The organism is Methyloversatilis discipulorum (genome assembly GCF_000527135.1).
GTDB classification, from domain to species: Bacteria; Pseudomonadota; Gammaproteobacteria; order Burkholderiales; family Rhodocyclaceae; genus Methyloversatilis; species Methyloversatilis discipulorum.
The window spans coordinates 184291-200325 of the sequence record NZ_AZUP01000001.1 but is presented as its reverse complement, the minus strand read 5'-3'; the positions used below and the strand labels follow the sequence as shown (position 1 = coordinate 200325).

The 16035-nt window shown below is 68.5% G+C and carries 16 protein-coding genes; 5 read left to right on the top strand and 11 right to left on the bottom strand.

Annotated features, from left to right (window positions below; translation table 11 throughout):
* Complete coding sequence (locus METFAM1_RS0100925) at positions 1 to 726, top strand: response regulator (RefSeq protein ID WP_019917596.1); 726 nt, start codon at positions 1 to 3, stop codon at positions 724 to 726.
* Positions 723 to 2144 (top strand): ATP-binding protein, encoded by a 1422-nt coding sequence (locus METFAM1_RS0100920; protein ID WP_019917594.1) that lies wholly within the window; start codon positions 723 to 725, stop codon positions 2142 to 2144. The genes METFAM1_RS0100925 and METFAM1_RS0100920 overlap by 4 nt, the downstream gene beginning before the upstream one ends.
* A gap of 121 nt (positions 2145 to 2265) precedes the next feature.
* Here the strand turns inward: METFAM1_RS0100920 and METFAM1_RS0100915 are convergent, their stop codons facing one another.
* Positions 2266 to 3099 carry a tetratricopeptide repeat protein gene (locus METFAM1_RS0100915; RefSeq protein ID WP_019917593.1) on the bottom strand — a complete coding sequence of 278 codons (834 nt, stop codon included), beginning with the start codon at positions 3097 to 3099 and terminating at the stop codon, positions 2266 to 2268.
* Positions 3100 to 3310: 211 nt separating this feature from the next.
* Between METFAM1_RS0100915 and METFAM1_RS0100910 the strand changes: the two genes are divergently transcribed.
* A complete protein-coding gene (locus tag METFAM1_RS0100910; RefSeq protein WP_019917591.1) occupies positions 3311 to 5449 on the top strand; it encodes a 4Fe-4S binding protein in 2139 nt (712 codons plus the stop codon).
* 4 nt (positions 5450 to 5453) lie between these two features.
* Here the strand turns inward: METFAM1_RS0100910 and moaE are convergent, their stop codons facing one another.
* From moaE to METFAM1_RS0100865, 8 genes are all read right to left on the bottom strand, one after another.
* Positions 5454 to 5912, bottom strand: coding sequence for a molybdopterin synthase catalytic subunit MoaE (gene moaE / locus METFAM1_RS0100905; RefSeq protein ID WP_019917590.1), 459 nt, complete (start codon positions 5910 to 5912; stop codon positions 5454 to 5456).
* A 10-nt stretch (positions 5913 to 5922) separates the two neighbouring features.
* A complete protein-coding gene (gene moaD, locus METFAM1_RS0100900) occupies positions 5923 to 6177 on the bottom strand; it encodes a molybdopterin converting factor subunit 1 (protein ID WP_024300346.1) in 255 nt (84 codons plus the stop codon).
* Between the two features lie 9 nt (positions 6178 to 6186).
* Complete coding sequence (locus METFAM1_RS0100895) at positions 6187 to 7404, bottom strand: molybdopterin molybdotransferase MoeA (RefSeq protein ID WP_019917588.1); 1218 nt, start codon at positions 7402 to 7404, stop codon at positions 6187 to 6189.
* A 231-nt stretch (positions 7405 to 7635) separates the two neighbouring features.
* The gene (gene mobB, locus METFAM1_RS0100890) at positions 7636 to 8136 is read right to left on the bottom strand and encodes a molybdopterin-guanine dinucleotide biosynthesis protein B (protein ID WP_019917587.1); all 501 of its coding nucleotides are present in this window, start codon (positions 8134 to 8136) and stop codon (positions 7636 to 7638) included.
* 149 nt (positions 8137 to 8285) lie between these two features.
* Positions 8286 to 9323, bottom strand: coding sequence for an isocitrate/isopropylmalate family dehydrogenase (locus METFAM1_RS0100885; protein WP_019917586.1), 1038 nt, complete (start codon positions 9321 to 9323; stop codon positions 8286 to 8288).
* A 127-nt stretch (positions 9324 to 9450) separates the two neighbouring features.
* Complete coding sequence (gene dnaQ / locus METFAM1_RS0100880) at positions 9451 to 10170, bottom strand: DNA polymerase III subunit epsilon (RefSeq protein ID WP_019917584.1); 720 nt, start codon at positions 10168 to 10170, stop codon at positions 9451 to 9453.
* A 67-nt stretch (positions 10171 to 10237) separates the two neighbouring features.
* Positions 10238 to 10672: a ribonuclease HI gene (rnhA, locus tag METFAM1_RS0100870; protein WP_019917582.1), complete on the bottom strand. Its 435-nt coding sequence runs from the start codon at positions 10670 to 10672 to the stop codon at positions 10238 to 10240.
* Between the two features lie 33 nt (positions 10673 to 10705).
* A complete protein-coding gene (locus METFAM1_RS0100865; RefSeq protein WP_019917581.1) occupies positions 10706 to 11443 on the bottom strand; it encodes a class I SAM-dependent methyltransferase in 738 nt (245 codons plus the stop codon).
* A gap of 75 nt (positions 11444 to 11518) precedes the next feature.
* Between METFAM1_RS0100865 and gloB the strand changes: the two genes are divergently transcribed.
* The gene (gene gloB, locus METFAM1_RS0100860; protein ID WP_019917580.1) at positions 11519 to 12280 is read left to right on the top strand and encodes a hydroxyacylglutathione hydrolase; all 762 of its coding nucleotides are present in this window, start codon (positions 11519 to 11521) and stop codon (positions 12278 to 12280) included.
* Positions 12281 to 12300: 20 nt separating this feature from the next.
* Here the strand turns inward: gloB and METFAM1_RS0100855 are convergent, their stop codons facing one another.
* The gene (locus METFAM1_RS0100855) at positions 12301 to 13254 is read right to left on the bottom strand and encodes a GGDEF domain-containing response regulator (protein WP_024300345.1); all 954 of its coding nucleotides are present in this window, start codon (positions 13252 to 13254) and stop codon (positions 12301 to 12303) included.
* A 174-nt stretch (positions 13255 to 13428) separates the two neighbouring features.
* On the opposite strand from METFAM1_RS0100855, the gene METFAM1_RS0100850 reads away from it, so the two are divergent.
* On the top strand, positions 13429 to 14949 hold the full coding sequence (locus METFAM1_RS0100850) for a transglycosylase SLT domain-containing protein (RefSeq protein WP_019917578.1): 1521 nt from the start codon (positions 13429 to 13431) through the stop codon (positions 14947 to 14949).
* Positions 14950 to 14985: 36 nt separating this feature from the next.
* Here the strand turns inward: METFAM1_RS0100850 and METFAM1_RS0100845 are convergent, their stop codons facing one another.
* A complete protein-coding gene (locus tag METFAM1_RS0100845; RefSeq protein WP_019917577.1) occupies positions 14986 to 16029 on the bottom strand; it encodes an NAD(P)H-dependent flavin oxidoreductase in 1044 nt (347 codons plus the stop codon).
* Positions 16030 to 16035 lie beyond the last annotated feature (6 nt).

Here is a 16035-nt window from a genome sequence, read left to right as displayed (position 1 = left end):
ATGAACGGACATACATCGAAGCCGCGCATCCTGGTGGTCGACGACGACCCGGACCTGCGCGACCTGCTGCGCGACTACCTCGGCAAGCAGGACATGGACGTGCGCACCGTCGCCGACGGCGACGCGCTGCGCCTCGCACTCGAACGCGACGGCTGCGACCTGCTCATCCTCGACGTGATGCTGCCGGGCGACGACGGTCTTGCGCTGTGCCGCGAAATCCGCGCGAAATCGCGCCTGCCCATCCTGATGCTGACCGCCCGCGGCGATGAACTGGACCGCATCATCGGCCTGGAGATGGGCGCCGACGACTACCTGCCCAAGCCCTTCCATCCGCGCGAACTGCTGGCGCGGGTGCGCAGCATCCTGCGCCGGGCGCCGGAACACCCGGACGGCGACGGCAGCGTGCGCGGCCTGAAATTCTCCGGCTGGACGCTCGACCTCGGCGCCCGTCATCTGGTCGATGAGGCCGGCGTCGTGACGCCACTGTCCAGCGGCGAGTTCCGCATGCTCAACGCGCTGGCCGAGAACGCCAACCGCGTGCTGTCGCGCGACCAGCTGATGGACGTGCTGGCCGGCCGCGACGCCGGGCCGTTCGACCGCACCGTCGATGTGATGATCAGCCGCCTGCGCCGCCGGCTCGGCGACGACGGCCGCGAGCCGCGCATCATCCGCACGCTGCGCAACGAAGGCTATGTGCTGAACGGTCCGGTGGAGAAGCTGCTTTGACATGGGCGTCGCGGCTGCTGCCGCGCACGCTGTTCGGTCAGATCCTGTGCGTGCTGCTCGGCGGCCTGCTGCTTGCCAACGCACTCGGCCTGTGGCTGGTGGTCGAGGATCGCGTGCGCCTGTCGAGACAGATGCGCAGCGACTACGCCGCCACCCGCCTGGCCGAATCGGTCGCCCTGGTCGACGAAACGCCGGCGGCCGGCCGCGAACGGTTGCTGCGCATGCTCGAAAGCCCGAGCATCCGGTTGTCTCTGGACGAACCCTGGTACGAGGACGCGCAGGCGGTACCGGACGACTTCGACGCCTTCGTGCAACGCGTCGACGAGCGGCTGGACCAGCGCTTCGCCCACCAGGTGGTGAGCCGCGAGCAGGCCATGCTCACGGTGCGCGAAGACATGCACCCGCTGCGTCCGCCGCCGCCGCCTCCGCCGAGGCTGGCGCGGCTGCTGCCGTCGCCCCCGGCGATCGATGTATCGACTCAGGCGCGGCTCACTGACGGCAGTATCCTCACCTTCCGCTACTCGCCGCCACCGCCGCCGGTGGACCGCCCGCTGCGCATCATCGGCGGCCTGCTGCTGGTCGCCTTCGTGGTGAGCCTGCTGTCGGTCTGGGTGGTGCGCCGCCTCACCCGTCCCCTGGCGATGTTCGCGCACGCTGCCGACGGTCTGGCACGCGACCTCGAACAGGCGCCGCTCGATACCGGCGGACCGCGCGAAGTGGCCGGCGCGGCGCAGGCCTTCAACCGCATGCAGGGCGCGCTGCGCGCGCTGATCCAGACACGCGCACAGGCACTGGCCGGTGTGTCGCATGACCTGCGGCTGCCGATCACCCGCGTGCGCCTGCGTCTGGAGCAACTGCCGGACAGCCCGGTGCGCGAGGCGATCGAACGCGATCTGGCCGAGATGGAAACGCTGATCGACGACACGCTGGCCTTCCTGCGCGCCGGCGACAGCGCGGAAAGCGCCGCGCCGACCCGGCTCGAGGCGCTGGTCGACGGCGTGGCCGACGACATCGCCGCGCTGGGTGCGGACATCGAGGTGAGCGGCAGCCTGGCGCAGCCGGTCGTGCTGCGCCCGGCGCTGACCCGCCGCGCACTCGCCAACCTGATGGACAACGCGCGCCGCTATGGCGGCGGCCGCGTACGCGTGACGCTGTCGTCGACCGACGGCGAAGCGCGGATCGACATCGACGACGACGGACCGGGGATACCCGAAGCCGAACTGGACCGCGTGTTCGAGCCCTATGTGCGGCTGGAGTCCTCGCGCGCCCGCCACACCGGCGGCAGCGGTCTGGGGCTGGCCATCGCCCGTGCCGTCATCCGCGCCCAGGGCGGCGAAGTCACACTGTCGCGCCGCGCCGAAGGCGGCCTGCGGGCGCGCGTCGCGCTGCCCTTGCCGGTTCGGAAATCTGCGGGGTAAGCCGGCTGACGGCGACGGATCGAGCGTATTTCCTGTGCGCGCGGCCTGCTGACCGCAACACGGCCCTCGACGATCGCACGCGGAAATTCAGCCGCTCATCCCACCGCAAGGCGCGTTCCGCTCAGTTCCTCGCCTGCAGCGCCTGCACCGCCGGCGGATAGTTCTGTCCGGCCGAGGCGCGCAGCCAGCGCAGCGCCTCGTCGGTGTTGCGCGTCTGCCCGGCGCCGGTATCCAGCATGACCGACAGCGCGTACTGCGCCTCGGCCTCGCCCTGCTCCGCGGCGACGCGGAACAGCCGCGCCGCTTCCGCCAGATTGCGCTGCACGCCGCGGCCGGCTTCATAGGCCCAGGCCAGTCGCGTCACGCCGCGCACGTCACCGAAGTCGGCCAGCTTGCGGTACATCGCGGCCGCATCGGCGTGCCGGCCCTCGGCTTCGAAGCGGCGCGCCTCGGCCAGTTCGCGGTCGCGGATGCTGCCGCCCTGCGGGTCGTTCAGCGCGGCAAGATGGGTCGCCGCCTCCTGATCGCCGCCGTCGGCCGCGACCTTGAGCCAGTGGCGCGCGCCGTCGATGTCGCGCTGGCCGAGCTTGCCGCCCTGCAGCAGCAGGCCGAGGCGCAGCGCCGAATTGCGGCTGCCCGCCTGGGCGCCGTTCTCGTACAGGCGACGCGCCTCGTGCGGATTCTGCGGCTCGCCCAGCCCGTCCTCGGCGAGGATGCCCAGATTGAACCAGGCCTCGCCATTGCCGCGCTCGGCCAGCGCGGTCCAGATGCGTTTCGCGTCGGTGTAGTGCGCCATCTTGAATTCGGCGTAACCCTTGTACAGCCCCCAGGACGGCTTCTGCACCGCCTCGGCGATGTCGTCGTCGGTGATGGCCCATGCGCTCAGCGGCAACAGGCCGGCAAGCAGGGTCACGCACAGGCGGCGCAGCGAGCGGGCAAGAGGGAATGCGGACATATCGGTTCTCCAGGCGGAAGCGCCCGTTCTGCAGGGCGTGCCTGTGACAGGCGCGGCGCAGTCTAAGTTACATCGTGCGCTCACGAATGCCGCTTGTTCGGGCATTTTCCATGGCAGGCGCCGAGCCGCGTCCGATTAGCATGCGCGTCTGCGGGGCACGCCAGAACAGCATGCAGTGCGTTGGCCCCGTCGTCCCACACGGACCGACTTCATGTCCCTGATCTCCCGTGCGTCCATCGGCGCGCTTGTCCGCCACGTCCTGTTGTTCGCCTCCTGTCTGTGCGGCGCGGCGCTGGCCGGCGAACTCGGCCACGACGACCTCGCCCGTCGCTTCCAGCCGCCACTGCACGTACAGCCCAAGCTGGCCGACCTCCCGGTCTGGCCGATCACCAGCGAACTGGAACCGGAGGCCGGACCGGTCGGCTATGTGTTCGAGTCGATCGATCTGGCGCCGATACCTGGCTTCGAAGGCACGCCGATGAATCTGCTGGTCGCCATCGACCGCAAGGGCGGCTTCATCGACGTCGAAGTGCTGCGCCAGCACGAACCGGTCTTCCTCAGCGGACTGGGCGAAGCGCCGCTGAAGGAATTCGTGCAGCAGTACGCCGGGAAGAATCTGAAGCAGGAAATCACCGTGTCGTCGGCCTACGGCAATACGCGCGCCGGCGGCAGCGACAGCCGCGTCGTGCTCGACGGTGTGACCAAGGCGACCGCGTCGGTGCGCATCGTGAACCAGACGGTGCTCGCGGCCAGCCTTGCGGTGGCGCGCGAAAAGCTCGGCTTCGCCGATCCCGGCGCGCGCGGACCGGCGGCGCGGGCGCGCGCCGACGTCTTCGACAGGCTGGACTTTGCCACGCTGGTCAAGCGCGGACTGATCGGCCGCCTGCGCGTCAGCAACGCGCAGGCCGAAAAGCTGTTCGCCGGCACCGACGGCGAAGGCGCGGACGAGGTCGCGCTGGCCGAGCCGGACGGTACGCTGGTCGACCTCTACGTCGGCTATCTGAATGTGCCGACGGTCGGCCGCGCGGTACTTGGCGACGCACGCTACGACGACCTGATGAAGAAGCTCGAGGACGGCCAGCACGCGCTGTGGGCAGCCACCTCAGGTCGCATCGCGCTGATCGACGAGCACTTCGTGCCGGGCACGCCGCCGCCCAGCCTGTCGCTGACCCAGGGCGGGCTGCCGGTGGAAATGCGCGATCTGGTGTTCGAGCACCCGGCCCCCGAGGGCGCGCCGACGTTCAACGCGTCCGGCGTGTTCCGCATCTACGCCCAGGCAGGCCTGGACCCGGCGCGGCCGATGCAGCTCACGCTGACGCTGACCCGCGCCAAGGGCATGATGCTGCCGCGCATCACGCACCAGACCGTGTCCTTCGACTACGCGCCGGACAGCGACCTGTTCGTCTATCCGCCACAGCCACTGCCGGAATGGCTGGTCGCCTGGCAGGGCCGCTGGCCGGATCTGGCGGCCATCGGTGTCGCGCTCGCCCTGCTCTGCGCGGTGCTGGCAAGGCCGGACTGGATGGCGCGCGACGTCCGGCGGCTGGCGCTGTTCCGCAACGCCTTCCTGCTGTTCACGCTGGTGTTCATCGGCTGGCACGCGCAGGGCCAGCTGTCCATCGTGCAGATCACCGGCGCGATCAAGACGCTGGCCGCCGGATCGGATCTGTCGAGCTTCCTGTACGACCCGGTGTCGCTGCTGCTGATCGCGTTCACCGCGGTGAGCTTCTTCATCTGGGGTCGCGGCACCTTCTGCGGCTGGCTCTGCCCCTTCGGCGCGCTGCAGGAATTCGTCGCGATCGCGGCACAGAAGCTGCGCGTCCCGCAGATCCGGTTGCCTCGGCCGCTCGCGCGCGTGCTCGACCGCGGCCGCTACGCGCTGCTGCTGGCGCTGGTCATCGCCGCAGCAACCGCGCCGCGGATCGCCGAAAACCTGGTCGAGGTCGAGCCATTCAAGACCGCGATCACGGTCGGCTTCGATCGCTCATGGCCGTATGTGGCGTGGGCGGTCGGGCTGCTGCTGGCGGGTGCCTTCAGCTACAAGTTCTTCTGTCGCTACCTGTGTCCGCTGGGTGCCGCGATGACGCTGGGCGGCAAACTGAGGCGCTTCGACTGGTTGGTGCGCCGCGCCGAATGCGGCAAGCCCTGTCAGACCTGTCGCCACCGCTGCCAGTACGACGCGATCGAGCGCAGCGGCGACATCCGCTACGACGACTGTTTCCAGTGCCTGGACTGCGTCGGCATCCACGCCGACCCGCAGCGCTGCGCGCCGGTGCTGCTGTACGCGAAGAAGGGGCGCACGGTGACGCCTTTCCCCGTTCCGGTGCGGACGGCGGACGCCACGAACTGAGCGTTCAGCCGCCCTGCTTCCAGCGTTCGGCCGCGCTGTCGTCGGAATCGCGCGCATCGACCCAGCGGCTGCCTTCCGGCGTGTCCTCGCGCTTCCAGAACGGCGCGCGGGTCTTCAGGTAATCCATGATGAATTCGCAGGCGGCGAAGGCTTCGCCGCGGTGACTGCCGGCGACGACCACCAGTACGATGCGGTCTGCCGGCTGCAGCGTGCCGACGCGGTGGATCACCCGCACCGCCAGGATGTCCCAGCGCGCCTTCGCCTGCGCGACGATGTCCTCCAGCGCCGCCTCGGTCATGCCCGGGTAGTGCTCCAGCGTCATCGCATGCACGCCGGAGCCGTCATTGATATCGCGCACCAGACCGGTGAAGGTGGCCACCGCGCCGACGTCGGTGCGCCCGGCCAGCAGCGCGTCGATCTCTGCGCCGATGTCGAAGTCGGCCTGCTGCACGCTCACACTCATGCTTTTCTCCTCAGCCGCCGGTGACCGGCGGGAAGAAGGCCACTTCGTCGCCGTCGGCGACCGCGGCGTCCGGTTCGGCCATGCGCTGGTTCACCGCCGCACGCAGGTTCTTCATCTGTGCGAGCTTGTCCCAGTCGCCGCCGCGGCTGGCGATCAGCGCGCGCACGCCGGCCAGCGTGGTCACATCGGCCGGCAGGTCGACCGTCTCACCGGGCGAACCCAGCGCTTCGCGCAACGCGGCGAAGTAAAGCACCTTGATCTTCATCGTCATGACTCAGTACAGCAGGGATTCGAAGGACAGGAAGGGCACGGCGTCGCCCCGCTTCACCGGCTGGCCGGCGGCGATGTCGGCCAGACCGCTGCCCCACACGGTGGAGGTGAGCACGCCCGAACTCTGGTTCGGAAACAGTTCGAGACCCCCTTCGGCGTTGCGGCGCACGCGCAGGAATTCGCGGCGGCGGTCCGGCTTTGGCCAGTCGAAATCGGCACGCACCATGAATGGCTGAGCGGCGACGTCGGCCACACCCATGCGACGCAGGATGAAAGGGCGCACCAGCAGCAGGAAAGTGACGAAGCTGGACACCGGATTGCCGGGCAGGCCGAGGAAATCCGCATGACCGCCGTCTGCGCGCTTCACGTGGCCATGCGCCAGCGGCTTGCCCGGCTTCATCGCGATCTTCCAGCTGTCCAGCCCGCCTTCGGCGGTCAGCGCCGGCTTGATGTGGTCTTCCTCGCCGACGCCGACGCCGCCGCTTGTCAGTATCAGGTCGCAGCTTGCCGCGGCTTCGCGCAGCGCGGCGCGCGTGGCGTCGAGGCGGTCGGGGACGATGCCGAGGTCCAGCACTTCGCAGCCCAGCGTTTCACACAGCGCGCGCAGCGTGTAACGGTTGGAGTTGTAGATGCCGCCCGGCGGCAGCGGCTCGCCCGGCATGACCAGTTCGTCGCCGGTCGAGAACAGCGCGACGCGCGGCCGCCGCACTACCGGCACCTCGGCCAGACCGATCGACGCCGCCAGCCCGACTTCCTGCGCGCGCAGCCGGGTGCCGGCCGCCAACACCACGTCGCCTTCGCGGATGTCCTCGCCGGCGCGGCGTATCCACGCACCCGGCTTCGGGATCTCGTCGAAACAGACGCCGGCTTCCGTGGTGCGCGTCGACTCCTGCATCACGATGGCGTCGGCGCCCGGCGGCACCGGCGCGCCGGTGAAGATGCGGGCACAGGTCCCGGCGGCCAGCGGCGCGCCGACATGACCGGCCGGGATGCGCTGGCTCATCGGCAGGCAGCAGCCAGGCACGTCGAGGTCGGCCAGACGCACGGCGTAGCCGTCCATGCTGGAGTTGTCGTGCGGCGGCACGGTCAGCGTCGAGCGCTGGTCGGTAGCGAGCACGCGGCCGGCGGCAGCGAATGTCGATACGGTTTCGCTGTCGGCGATCGGACGTGCGGCCGCGAGCAGGCGTTCGACCGCAGCGTCCAGCGTGAGCATTTCGTTCATCCTGAGAACCTCGGCTGACCGCTTGGCATATTGATCAGAGTAGTTGTCGTCATCAATGTCGTCATTTGCCTGCCCTTCATACTCCCGGCCGAGACCGCTTCGACGCCGCGTACACGGCTGGCGAGGCGCCCTGCGGCGTTGCTCGTCCTTGCAGGGAGCCATCCTGCCGCGTCCTCGCGCCTTGCCGTACACCTCGCCAGCCGCGCCCACGACGCCGATCAACCGAGGTTCTCAGGATGATCTGAATCCCTGGTGGCGAAGGATGAAGCCGGCGATGGCTTCCACGTCATTCAGGTCGAGCCGGGGCAGCGGAAGTTCCATCGGCTCGTCGGTGGCGACCGCCACCACGTGCGGGTTGTCGGGATACATCAGCGGCCGGCCGTAGGACGGGCGGTGGATTTCCAGCTTCGGGATCGGCGACGCCTTGTAGCCCTCGACCAGCAGCAGGTCGCAGTCGCCCATGGCGGCGATCTGCTCGTCCAGCGTCGGTTCCGGGCGCCCGCGCAGTTCGTGCATCAGCACCCAACGGTTGTTCGACACCAGCATCACTTCGGTGCAGCCGGCCTCGCGCAGGCGGTGCGAATCCTTGCCCGGCTTGTCGATGTCGAAGCCCGCGTGCGCATGCTTGATCAGCGACACGGTCAGCCCCTCCAGCACGAAGTGAGGAATCAGCTGCTCGATCAGCGTGGTCTTGCCGGAACCGCTGTAGCCGGCAAATCCGAAAACTTTCATGGGGTGGGCGGGCGCGGGTAAAACGCGATTATCGCCCGGAAGCGGGCCCGACTGGCGGACCACGTCCGGAAACCGGACCTGAGCAGGTCGATCTCCGGACGCCGCCGGCCGGATGGAACGGTCGTGACGCAGACCGTTCAGCCGCCGGCTCAGCCGTTGTTGCGGATGCGGGCAACCAGTGCGGCGGTGTACTCCTTGGTGCTGGCGCGGCCGCCCAGGTCACCGGTGCGGACGTTGTCGATGTTCAGCGTTTCCGACACCGCCTTGCGAATGCGGTCGCCCTTGTCCTGCATGTTCACGTGATCCAGCATCAGCGCGGCGGCCAGCACCAGCGCCGTCGGATTGGCGATGCCCTTGCCGGCGATGTCCGGTGCCGAGCCGTGCACCGCTTCGAAGATGGCCGCATCGGCGCCGATGTTGGAACCGGGCGCCATGCCCAGGCCGCCGACCAGACCCGCAGTCAGGTCGGACAGGATGTCGCCGAACAGGTTGGTCGTGACCAGCACGTCGAACTGCCAGGGGTTCATCACCAGCTTCATGCAGCAGGCGTCGACGATGACCTGTTCGAACTGGATCCTGCCCTTGTAGCGCTCCTCGTACATCTGCTCGGCCGTTTCCAGGAAGATGCCGGTCAGCGCCTTCATGATGTTGGCCTTGTGCACCACGGTCACCTTCTTGCGACCGAGCGCGATCGCGTGTTCGAAGGCGTATTCGAGAATGTGGCGCGCGCCCTGGCGGGTATTCACGCCGGTCGACATCGCCACCGCGTGCGGGTCGCCCTCGATCGGGATGAAGTGCTCGTAGCCCATGTACAGGCCTTCGAGGTTCTCGCGGCAGACGATGAGGTCGATGTTGTCGTAGCGGCCGCCCGGGATCAGCGTCTGCGCCGGGCGGATGTTGGCGTAGAGCTTGAACTCCTCGCGCAGGCGCACGTTGATCGAGCGGAAACCGCCGCCGACCGGCGTTTCCAGCGGGCCCTTCAGTGCCAGCCGGGTGCGCCGGATGCTGTCCAGCGTCTTCGCCGGCAGCGGATCACCTTCGCTCTTCAGCGCGCCCATGCCGGCAGGCATCTGTTCCCACTCGAACGGAGCCCCCACCGCGTCGAGCGCCGCCAGCGCGGCTTCCATGATTTCCGGTCCGATGCCGTCACCGGGGATCAGTGTGGCGGGGATTTTCTGCGCGCTCATTCGGGGGTCTCCTGTAATGGTTCATTGTCCCCGGACCGCGTCGCCGGGTTGGCGACGCATCCGGAAATGTCCGGCCGCTGAAGCAAGAAACCTGCCTCGGCTTCGGGTCTGCCGACCGACCCTGTATTCATCCGGCCTGCGCCGGTTCGAGCTTGCGCCAGACCGTGGCGCCGCCGCTGGCCTTGTCGATCTCGGCCAGCACGCGTTCGTGCTCGGCCAGTTCCGCCTCGCTTGCCTGCACCCGGCGCAATGCACCACGCGGGCGCGCGGCCGCGGCGGCACGCACCGCCGAGGCTTCCGGTTCGAGGTCGATGATCAGGCTTTCCTGGCCCCGGGTCATCGCAAGATAGACCTCGACCAGCAGTTCCGCGTCGAGCAGCGCGCCGTGGAACTCACGATGCGAGTTCTCGATGCCGAAGCGCTCGCACAGCGCGTCGAGGTTGGCGCGCTTGCCCGGGAACATGTCGCGCGCCATGCGCACGGTATCGATCGCCGGCCACACGCAGGTTTCGCGCAAGGGCGGCCGGCCGACGATATTCAGTTCGTTGTCGAGGAAGCCGACGTCGAAGGCGGCGTTGTGGATGACCAGCTCCGCGTCGCGCACGAAATCAACGAACTCGTCGACCACGTCGCGAAACTTAGGCTTGTCGGCGAGGAACTCGGTGGTGATGCCGTGCACCGCCACCGCGCCCTCCGGCACGTCACGTTCCGGATTGACGTACATGTGCAGCCGGCGGCCGGTGCGCTTGCGCCCGACCAGCTCGACGCAGCCGATTTCGATCAGCCGGTCGCCGTTCTGCCACTCCAGGCCGGTGGTTTCGGTATCGAGGATGATCTGGCGAATCATGGGGAAAGGCGGCTCCTTGAGGCGGGCCGGATTGTACCGGCCAGAACTTGCAGTTCGCTGACAGCGATCAACGACGGGCCGGGATGGCCTCCCGCGCCAGGCGGTCGGCGCGTTCGTTCTCCGGGTGACCGGCGTGACCTTTCACCCATTTCCATTCGACCTGATGCACGCCGGCTGCGGCGTCGAGCGCCTTCCACAGATCGACGTTCTTGACCGGATCACCGCCGGCCGTCTTCCAGCCCTTGCGCTTCCAGCCATGTATCCACTCGCTGATGCCCTTCTGCACGTACTGCGAGTCGGTATAGACCACCGCGCGCACCGGTTTCTTCAGTGCGTTCAGTGCCTCGATCACCGCCATCAGTTCCATCCGGTTGTTGGTGGTCGTGACTTCGCCGCCCGACAGCTCGCGTTCGTGTTCGCCGCTCTTCAGCAGCGCGCCCCAGCCTCCGGGGCCCGGATTGCCGCTGCAGGCGCCGTCCGTGTAGATGATGACTTCGTCCAACCGTATCTCCAGTCATAGATGAGGGCGCCGCGCCTACTGGCCGGGCGCCCGGTGTTTCTGCGCGCGCGGACTGACCGTCGCCAGCGCGCGCGCGGCCGCCCGGCGGTCGCGCCAGGTCGGCATGATGAGTCGCATGCCGCGCACGCGCTTGATGCCTTGCAGCACATAAGCGCCGCCGAGAAAGGGCCACCAACGATCGCCGGCGGTCTCCATGAAGTGCCAGCGCGCCAGCCACTTCTCGCTGAGTACCGGCGGGCAGTAACAACCGAAGCAGCCGGCCTGGGTGTCCAGGCTGAGCAGCTTGAACCAGTCGCGCAGTCGCGGCACCGACAGCCAGTCACCGTTCCACGGGAAGGGGTCGCGCTCGCGCAGGCGCCGTCTGGCCCCCCACAGGCTGAACGGATTGAAGCCGGTCACCAGTACCTGCCCCTCCGGCACCAGCACGCGCTCGACCTCGCGCAGCACCGCGTGCGGATCGCTGGCGAATTCGAGTACGTGCGGCAGGACGACCAGATCGACGCTGGTCGCCGCGAACGGCAACTGCACCGGATCGCAGATCAGCGCCCGCGGCGGGCCCGGTTTCGCGTCCTCGCAGTAGAGCTTGAACGGCATCCGGTTGGCACGCAGGTAATCGTGCTCCAGCAGCCCGATCTGTACCGCGTTGTAGCCGAACACGTCGGCCACGATCTGGTCGACCCGCGCCTGCTCCCAGCGCTGGACATACTGTCCCTGCGGCGTGTCCAACCATTCGTGCAGACCGGGAATCGACATGGGCAAGAGGCGTGGGGCAGGCAGATCGCGGCCGGTGCATTGTCAACGCAGAGCCCAGCCGCCAGAATCGGGCGGATGAAGATATATCCGATCCCCGCATTTGGCGACAACTATCTTTGGCTCGCCGCCGCAGGTGACCGGGCGCTGGTGGTCGACCCGGGCGATGCCGCCCCGGTGCTGGCCGCACTCGACGAACATTCGCTGCGCCTGGACACCATACTGATCACCCACCACCACGCCGACCACATCGGCGGCCTGGGCGAACTGAAGCGCCGCACCGGCGCCCGCGTGTTCGGGCCGGCCGACGAGCGCATCGAGCATATCGACGAGGTGGTGCGCGAAGGTTCGCGCGTCGCCCTGCCCTCGCTCGCGGCCACCTTCGCGGTGCTGGAAGTGCCCGGTCACACGCGCAGCCACATCGCCTACGTCGGCGGCGACCTGCTGTTCTGCGGCGACACGCTGTTCGCCGCGGGCTGTGGGCGGCTGTTCGAGGGCAGCGCGGAACAGATGTGGCACTCGCTGTCGCGGCTCGCCTCGCTGCCGCTGCACACCCGTGTCCATTGCGCGCACGAATACACGCAGGCCAATCTGCGCTTCGCGCAGGCGGTCGAACCGGACAATCAGGCGCTGCTGGCCCGCATCCGCCGCGTAGCGAAGCTGCGCGAGGCCGGCCTGCCGAGCGTGCCGAGCGCGCTGGCCGACGAACTGGCGACCAACCCCTTCCTGCGCGCACGCGAACTGGCGGTCATCCGCGCGGCGGAGGCGCACGCCGGCCGCCGACTGGGCAGCCCGGTCGAGGTGTTCGCCGTATTGCGTGAGTGGAAGAACGTCTTCTGAAAAGCCGGCCTGCGCCGGCGTCAGCCGGCGACGGTCTCGACCTGTCTGAAACCGACGCGATCGCGCCCGCCCGACTTCGCCGCGTAGAGCGCGAGGTCGGCTTCGGCGATCAGACTCTGCGGGCTGCCCGCGCCGACGCCCGGCATCATGCTGGCGACCCCGACACTGATGGTGACGTGGCCCGACGTCGTCGCATGCGGCAACTTGAGCGCGCGGATCGCATCGCACAGCCCTTCGGCCACGTTGCGCGCGCCAGCGAGGTCGGTTTCCGGCAGCACCAGCGCGAATTCTTCGCCGCCGTAGCGCGCTACCAGATCGCTCGGGCGGCGCGACACCGCCTGCAGCGCACTGGCCACCGACTTCAGGCATTCGTCGCCACCCAGGTGGCCGTAGGTATCGTTGTACTGCTTGAAATGGTCGACATCGACCAGCGCCAGCGCCAGCGGTCGCTTGTAGCGCGCCGCACGCCGCCACTCGCGCATGATGGTCTCGTCGAAATGGCGCCGGTTGGCAAGACCGGTCAGACCGTCCAGCGAGGTGAGCCGCGTCAGTTCCTGGTTGGCGGCGTCGAGCTTGCGCGTCAGCACCACCAGCGAGTAACGCATCTGCAGGATGCGCTGCATCGCACGTACCTTGGCGGCGAGCACCACTTCACTGATCGGTTTGAAAAGATAGTCGTCGCCGCCGGCGGTAATGCCCTGCACGAGATCGGTATCGGCCGTGCGCGCGGTCAGGAAGATGATGGGAGTCCATTCGCCCGACTGCTCGATGGCGCGGATGCGGCGGGCGACCTCGTAGCCGTCCATGCCCGGCAGTACCACGTCGAGCAGCACGATGTCCGGATTGTGTTGGCGGAACGCCGCAACGCCGCTCTCTCCGTCGGTGGCGGCGATGGGCAGTATCCCCATCCGTTCGAGATGCTGGCTGACGACTGCGAGCCCTGTCTGGGAATCTTCGATGACCAGCGCTTTCATGGACACACCCTTTTTTTATTCGCCATCATAACCTTACAAAGCCCCGGGACAACATCGACGAACCCCGTCCGCGACGTGCGGTCAATCCGCACTCCTTCAACCCCACTCCGACAGCAAGGTTTGACGCTGCCCGCTCCGGCTGGCTAGCATTCGGGGTTTGGCTCTTTCGCCGCAATGCCGCATTTCATCGTTTCCCTGCTGCGCCGCTCGCTGCTCGTGCTGGCGGCCGCAACGCTCGCCGGCTGTGCGGCCACGGGCGTCGTGCCCGAAGAACCGGCCGAGCCTCCGGGCGCCTCGGTCGGCACCCGCTCGGTCGAACGCCCGGCAGCACGTCGTACCCCGGACACGGCCAGCCGCACGACGCCGGGCATCAAGCCGGGCAAGGCGGAGCCCATTCCCTTTCCGCAACCGACCGAAGTGATCGCCAATGAAGAGGAAGCGATCAGACCGATCGACCTCACCGTGCCGCCGGACGACCTGTGGGAACGCATCCGCAAGGGCTTCGGCATGGCCGACCTGGACCACCCTCTGGTGGCGGAGCACCAGGCCTGGTACCTGAACCGCCCCGACTACTTCCGGCGGATGACCGAACGCGGCCGCCGCTACATGTTCCACATCGTCGAGGAAATCGAGAAGCGCGGCCTGCCGACCGAACTGGCGCTGCTGCCCATGGTTGAAAGTGCCTACAACCCGGAAGCGCTGTCGTCGGCGCGGGCCTCGGGGCTGTGGCAGTTCATCCCGTCGACCGGCAAGCTCTACGGCCTGGAACAGAACGCGCAGCGCGACGACCGCCGCGACATCGTCGCCTCGACCGCCGCCGCGCTTGAATATCTTCAGCGTATCTACGAAATGCACGGCGACTGGCACCTAGCGCTCGCCTCCTACAACTGGGGCGAAGGCGCGGTCGGTCGAGCGGTCATGCGCAACCAGGCGGCCGGCCTGCCGACCGACTACGCCTCGCTGAACATGCCCAACGAAACGCGGCACTACGTGCCGAAGCTGCAGGCGCTCAAGAACATCATTGCCCAGCCGGAACTGTTCGGCATCGAGCTCGATACGGTCGAGAACAAGCCCTACTTCACGCTGGTGGCCGAAGCGCCGACCATGGATCTGGCCACTGCGGCGCGACTTGCCGACGTACCGGTGGCCGAGATCAAGGCGCTCAACCCGCAGCACAAGCGACCGGTCATCCGCGCCGGCGAGGGTGGCGCGCAGCTGGTGCTTCCGTCGCACGCGGTCGACACCTTCATGTCCAACCTCAGCAACCGCGACGCCGATGCCGCACCCGCAGCCGGTGCGCCGTGGCGCACCTATACGCTGGGTCCGAAGGAAACGCTGACCACCGTCATCCGCCGCTTCGGCGTGACCGAATGGCGCCTGCGCCGCTTCAACGGCCTGTCGCCGACGGCGAAGATCGGTCCGGGCACCACGCTGCTGGTGCCCGACGAGAACAGCAGCCTGTCGCTTGACGGTGCCGGCAACGCCGAAGAAGCGCCGCGCCTCGGTGTGGACAAACCGAAGTACAAGCGCGTCAAGCGGAACGGGCGCTGGGTGAACGTGCCGGTCGCAGCGCCGTCCGGCAACAAGGCGGTGAAACCGGCGGCACCGAAGAAGAAGGCCGCGCCCGTCGCCAAGAAAAAGGCCGTCGTCCCGGTCAAGAAAACCGCAACGAAAAAGCCTGCAGCGAAAAAATAGCGGTGTGGACCGAATGCCGGGCGGGCCGGCGCGCGGTCAGCGCGCGAAGCCGGCCGACAGCATCCGCGTCAGTTCGGCCGCCGGCACGGGCTGACAGCCCGCGGCGTTCTGACCGCACCACAGCGGAGAGAAATCGCCGCTTCCGGCCGCTTCGGCGCGCGCACGCAGCGGTGCGATCGCCGCTGCGGCGAGCGGAAACGCTGGCGCATCGGCACTGATCGGCCCCAGTTCGCGCATCGCCCGATTGACGATTCCGCGCGCCGGTCGCCCTGAAAACACATTGGTCAGCGCGGTGTGACGGGCCGCCTCGCTGCCCAGCGCCGCACGATGCACGGCTGAGGTCGTCGCCTCGGGGCAGCACAGATAGGCGGTGCCGACCTGCACTGCGCTCGCCCCGAGCGCCATCGCGGCCGCCACGCCCCGGGCGTCGGCAATCCCGCCGGCGGCGATGACCGGGCGCGACACCGCGCGCACCACCTGCGGCAGCAGCGCGAACGTGCCGAGCTGTTCGCTCAGATCATCGGTCAGGAAATGCCCGCGATGCCCGCCCGCCTCCAGCCCCTGCGCGATGATCGCGTCGGCGCCGTACGCTTCGAGCCAGCGCGCTTCGGCCACCGTGGTGGCGGATCCCAGCACGCAGGCGCCCCACGCCTTGACCCGCGCGAGCAGATCGGCCGCCGGCAGCCCGAAATGGAAGCTGACGACCGCCGGACGGAAGGCTTCGAGCACGTCGGCCATGCCGGTACTGAAAGGCATGCGCCCCGGCCCGGCCGGCACCTGCGCCGGATCGACACCGAACTCGGCGTAGTACGGCGCGAGCGCAGCGCGCCAGCGTGCCTCGCGCGCCGCGTCCGGCGACGGCGGCACGTGACAGAAGAAATTGACGTTGATCGGCCGGTCGGTGAGCGCCTGCAGCGCGCTCAGCTGGTCGCGCAAACCCTCGGCACCCAGCATGGCGGCCGGCAGCGAACCGAGACCGCCGGCGTTCGAAACGGCAGCGGCAAGCCGGTGATCCTGCACACCGGCCATCGGCGCCTGGATGAGCGGCAGGCGCAGGCCGGCGATGGCTGGAAACGTCATCGTTCC

Excerpts from the sequence above, each read along its gene's own strand:
- METFAM1_RS0100925 (WP_019917596.1), top strand. The coding sequence starts at position 1 with ATGAACGGACATACATCGAAGCCGCGCATCCTGGTGGTCGACGACGAC.
- METFAM1_RS0100915 (WP_019917593.1), bottom strand. The coding sequence starts at position 3,099 with ATGTCCGCATTCCCTCTTGCCCGCTCGCTGCGCCGCCTGTGCGTGACC.
- METFAM1_RS0100910 (WP_019917591.1), top strand. The coding sequence starts at position 3,311 with ATGTCCCTGATCTCCCGTGCGTCCATCGGCGCGCTTGTCCGCCACGTC.
- moaE (WP_019917590.1), bottom strand. The coding sequence starts at position 5,912 with ATGAGTGTGAGCGTGCAGCAGGCCGACTTCGACATCGGCGCAGAGATC.
- moaD (WP_024300346.1), bottom strand. The coding sequence starts at position 6,177 with ATGAAGATCAAGGTGCTTTACTTCGCCGCGTTGCGCGAAGCGCTGGGT.
- METFAM1_RS0100895 (WP_019917588.1), bottom strand. The coding sequence starts at position 7,404 with ATGAACGAAATGCTCACGCTGGACGCTGCGGTCGAACGCCTGCTCGCG.
- mobB (WP_019917587.1), bottom strand. The coding sequence starts at position 8,136 with ATGAAAGTTTTCGGATTTGCCGGCTACAGCGGTTCCGGCAAGACCACG.
- METFAM1_RS0100885 (WP_019917586.1), bottom strand. The coding sequence starts at position 9,323 with ATGAGCGCGCAGAAAATCCCCGCCACACTGATCCCCGGTGACGGCATC.
- dnaQ (WP_019917584.1), bottom strand. The coding sequence starts at position 10,170 with ATGATTCGCCAGATCATCCTCGATACCGAAACCACCGGCCTGGAGTGG.
- METFAM1_RS0100865 (WP_019917581.1), bottom strand. The coding sequence starts at position 11,443 with ATGTCGATTCCCGGTCTGCACGAATGGTTGGACACGCCGCAGGGACAG.
- gloB (WP_019917580.1), top strand. The coding sequence starts at position 11,519 with ATGAAGATATATCCGATCCCCGCATTTGGCGACAACTATCTTTGGCTC.
- METFAM1_RS0100855 (WP_024300345.1), bottom strand. The coding sequence starts at position 13,254 with ATGAAAGCGCTGGTCATCGAAGATTCCCAGACAGGGCTCGCAGTCGTC.
- METFAM1_RS0100850 (WP_019917578.1), top strand. The coding sequence starts at position 13,429 with ATGCCGCATTTCATCGTTTCCCTGCTGCGCCGCTCGCTGCTCGTGCTG.
- METFAM1_RS0100845 (WP_019917577.1), bottom strand. The coding sequence starts at position 16,029 with ATGACGTTTCCAGCCATCGCCGGCCTGCGCCTGCCGCTCATCCAGGCG.